The organism is Kitasatospora sp. MBT63 (assembly GCF_000710465.2).
Classification (GTDB): Bacteria; Actinomycetota; Actinomycetes; order Streptomycetales; family Streptomycetaceae; genus Kitasatospora.
The window spans coordinates 1-3778 of the sequence record NZ_JAIZ01000320.1; the positions used below are offsets into that span (position 1 = coordinate 1).

At 73.8% G+C, this 3778-nt stretch carries 2 protein-coding genes; both read right to left on the reverse strand.

The window, feature by feature from the left end:
* A partial coding sequence (locus AA75_RS19495) for a lipopolysaccharide assembly protein LapB (RefSeq protein WP_033821398.1) occupies window positions 1–2313 on the reverse strand: 2313 nt, incomplete at its 3' end.
* 320 nt (window positions 2314–2633) lie between these two features.
* On the reverse strand, window positions 2634–3778 hold a 1145-nt coding region (locus AA75_RS19500), incomplete at its 5' end, for an aminotransferase class V-fold PLP-dependent enzyme (protein ID WP_051812805.1).

A 3778-nucleotide genomic window follows, 5' to 3' on the forward strand; every position in this document is an offset into this window, starting at 1 on the left:
GTAGCAGTCCTCGGCGAGGACCGGCTGGCCGGCCGCGGCGAAGCAGTCGGCGGCGGCCGCGTACCCGAGCGCGGTGGAGACCGGGCCGAGCCGGGCGGTGCGCAGGAAGCTGTCGGCCGCCTCCCCCGGCAGCCCGCGCTTCAACAGGCTCTCGCCCACCTCGATGTGGGTCTTCGGCTCGTACGGGTCGAGCGCCAGCGCCTCGGCGACCAGCCGGTGCCCGGCCTCGTCCTCGCCGAAGGCGTAGCACTCCTTGGAACGGCTCTCCAGGCAGGCCCGCAGGTTCTCCCGGCGCAGGAACTCCTGGTAGGCGCCGTCGGCGGTGAGCGCCCTGGCGAGTTCCTCGGCCCGGTCCATGTCCTGCCGCAGCAGCGCGCGGTCGCGCTGCAGGAAGGGCACGTAGCTGACGCTGCGGTAGAACCGGCTCTCCAGCATCATCTTCTCGAACGGCGGCCGGCCCTCGTCCGCGAGGAGCTCGGTCAGGGCCTCGTCGGCGGTCTTGCGCCAGGCCAGGGCCTCGTCGAGGTCCTTGGTCTCCCGGGCGTGGAACACCACCGCGAACACCGCGATGGTGAAGCGCAGCCGGACCGGGCAGGCCGGGTGCCGGGCGATGGCGAAGGAATTCCTCGGCGCGACCACCCGGCGGCCGACCGAACCGACATACCTGACGGTGTCCAGCCAATGGTGCAGCCGGAGTTCCTCCGGGGTGGTGAGCCGCTCCGGCGGGATTTCCGGCAGCAGCTCGAGAACGAGTCTCCCGAATCCCAGCCGGTAGAGCACCACCGCGATCCGGTGCTGCGTCTCGACATCCGATCCGGCGAAATCATCGAGCCATGCGCAGAGCTTCTCCCACGCCGGTGTGCGCAACCGCTCGGGCAGGTCGGCCGGGTGGTCGACGGCGAATTCGGTGAGTCCGGACTCGCGGATCAGATTGCTCCGGAATGCGGGCGGCATGAGCCGCTGCCAGTTCATTTCGGGGCGGCCGCCGCGTTCCGCGAATTCGAAGGCGAGCGTCGGCAGGTCGGCGTACAGGCCGGGCGAGCGGGATTCCCCGAGGTTGAAGTACGCGGCGTACATCCGGTAGTGCCAGTTGTTGGTCCAGGGCTGCCCCGGCTCGGCCAGCGAGGCACGCCTGGCGACCTCGGCCATCGGCTCGTCGCCGGCGTCGCGGCAGGCCTCGACCAGCCGGTCCCGGGTGAGCGTGGCGCGCGGGGCGGCGCGGAAGGCGCGTTCGGTCAGCACCCGGACGAACTCGCGGTGACCGAGGGTGCGGGCCGCACCGGCCGCCTGGAGCAGCGCGTACGCGGTGCCGAAGGGGCCGAGGCGGGCCGCGTGCAGGTAGCCGGCCAGGGCGCGCTCGTGGTCGCCCGCGCGCTCGGCGGCCTGGGCGGCCTGCATCCGGATCTTGACGCACCAGGGGTCGGCGGCGGTGCCCTCCTCGATCGCCTCCCGCTCGGCGTCGGTGTCGCCGAGCCGGACCGCGATCTCCACCCGGCGGTCGATCACCCGGCGCCGCGACTCCAGCAGCACCTCGGCGTCGTCCGGATCGTCGGTGCGCAGCTCCGCGACGGTTGCGCGGGCCTCGGTGAGCAGGGCGTGGGCGCCGGTGAAGTCACGCCTGCGCTCGGCGTACATCACCTCGCGCAGGGCCAGCCGGACGGTCAGGATCGCGTGGTCGAACGGGGTGAGTTCGGCGTTGATGTCGGCCAGCAGGGCGCGGGCGCGCTCCAGGTGGGCGGGGATGGCGCGGTCGTCGCCGGAGTGCCGGGCCAGCAGGTAGCCCCAGCCGGCGACGGCCTGGACGTGGGTGACGGTCGGGACCGGGTCCTCCACCAGCGGCCGGTAGGCGGCGACGGTCCGCGCGGACAGGCCCTCGGAGCCGAACAGTGCGACCGCCCGGGCGGCCTGCAGGCCGGCCGTGACCGGCTCCCGGCAGGCGTCGGCGGTGAGGTCCTCGGGGGCGAGCTCCAGGACCGCCGGCAGCAGGCAGGCGGCGACCAGCCAGTGCGCGAGTCCGGTGCGCGCGGTCGGGTCGAGGTCGGCGCGGTGCCGGTGGGCCTCCGCCATCCGCCGCCAGGCGGGCGAGGCCAGTTCCTCGGGCAGGTCGGTGGGGGCGGCGGCCCGGTAGGCCGTCAGCCCGGACTCCTCGACCAGCAGCTTGCGGTAGCTGGCGGGCATGGTCATCCCGAACCGCAGCGCGGCCGGCGAGCGCTGCTCGAACCGGCGGGCGGCCAGCAGCGCGGCCCGCGCCTGGACGGCCGTGAACTCGGATTCACCGCCGTCGAAATAGGGCCGGTGCACCTCGAACGTCAACCAGCTCGGCGCATTCGCACCGACGGCCCCACGACTGAAATCCCAGCGCTCCACGGGCGGATTCCCCCTCCTATTTCTCCCGCCGGAGGCACGCCCCCCGGCACGCGGCCGAAGGGCGTGCCCGCAGTGGATCGGATCAGGCTGCGTCGTCGATCAGACAGGTCCAGCAGTCCGCTGCACCGGTGCTGATCTCGACCTCGTCCGCGAGGGACTCCCAGGACTCGTAAGCCATTTCGCAACTCCTTTCACCGAATTGCCGGGATCCGGATGTCCGGAAACCGTTTGGGTGCTCGAAAGCTATGACACCCCGTCAGGCAGCGTCAAGGCTTGAGAGTTGCCAATCGGCCCAGCAGGAGTTCGATCTCCCGGTCCGTCGTCCAATAGTGCGGGGAGATCCGGAGCACACCGTCGGCGGTGGATACCTGGATACCCGAGGAGATCAGCTTCTCGGCCATTCGCATACCGTCCGCCCCCGGCCGGGAAAGGGCGACGATGCCGGAGGCCGCCGGTGCGTCCGGCCCGAGGACCAGTGGCAGGCCGAGGCCGGCCGCGGCGGCCGTGACCCGGCCGGCGAGCCGCAGCACCCGGTCCGCCACCGCCTCGATGCCCACCCCGGTCAGCTCCGCCAGGGCCGCGGCCAGGCCGGCCATCCCGAGCAGGTCGTACATCCCGCCCTCCACCTTGGCGGCGGCAGCACGTTCCGGCAGGTCGTAGCGCAGCCGGCCGGGGCCCTTGGAGACCTCCGCGGCGCCTTCGTGGCCGAACCAGCCGGTGGGGGTGGAGCGCAGCAGCTCCAGCCGGTCGGCCCGGCAGTAGAAGACGCCGGTGCCGGGCGGCCCGCAGAGCCACTTGTGGGCGCCGGCCGCGAGGAAGTCGACCGGGGTGGCGGCCACGTCCAGCGGCAGCGCGCCCAGGCTCTGCACGGCGTCCACGCAGACCAGGGCGCCCGCCCGGGCGGCCAGCGCGCAGACGGCGTCCAGGTCGAGGCGGAAACCGGTGGCGAAGTTGACGTGGCTGACGGCCACCAGCCGGGCGGCCGGGCCGATCGCGTCGGCGACGTCCTCCAGCCGGTAGCCGCCCTCGCGCATCGGCACCCAGGACAGCCGGACGCCGTGGCGCTCCAGCCGCTGCCAGGGCCGGACGTTGGCCGGGAAGTCGCGGTCGAAGACCACCACCCGGTCGCCGGGCCGCCAGTCCAGACCGTCGGCGACCAGGTGGATCCCGGTGGAGGTGTTGGGGACGAAGGCCACCTCGTCCGGGGTGCAGCCGAGCAGGGCGGCCGCCGAGCGGCGGGCGGCGGCGCGGGCCGGGAACAGCGGGCCCACCCCCGCGCTGCCGTGCGGCAGCGCATCGTCGAGGGCGCTGCGCATGGCGGCTGCGGCCACCGGCCGCAGCCGGCCGAGGCCGGCGTGGTCGAAGTAGGCGTGGTCGGAGGGGGCGCGGTCGGAGGGGGTGGACGCTGGGG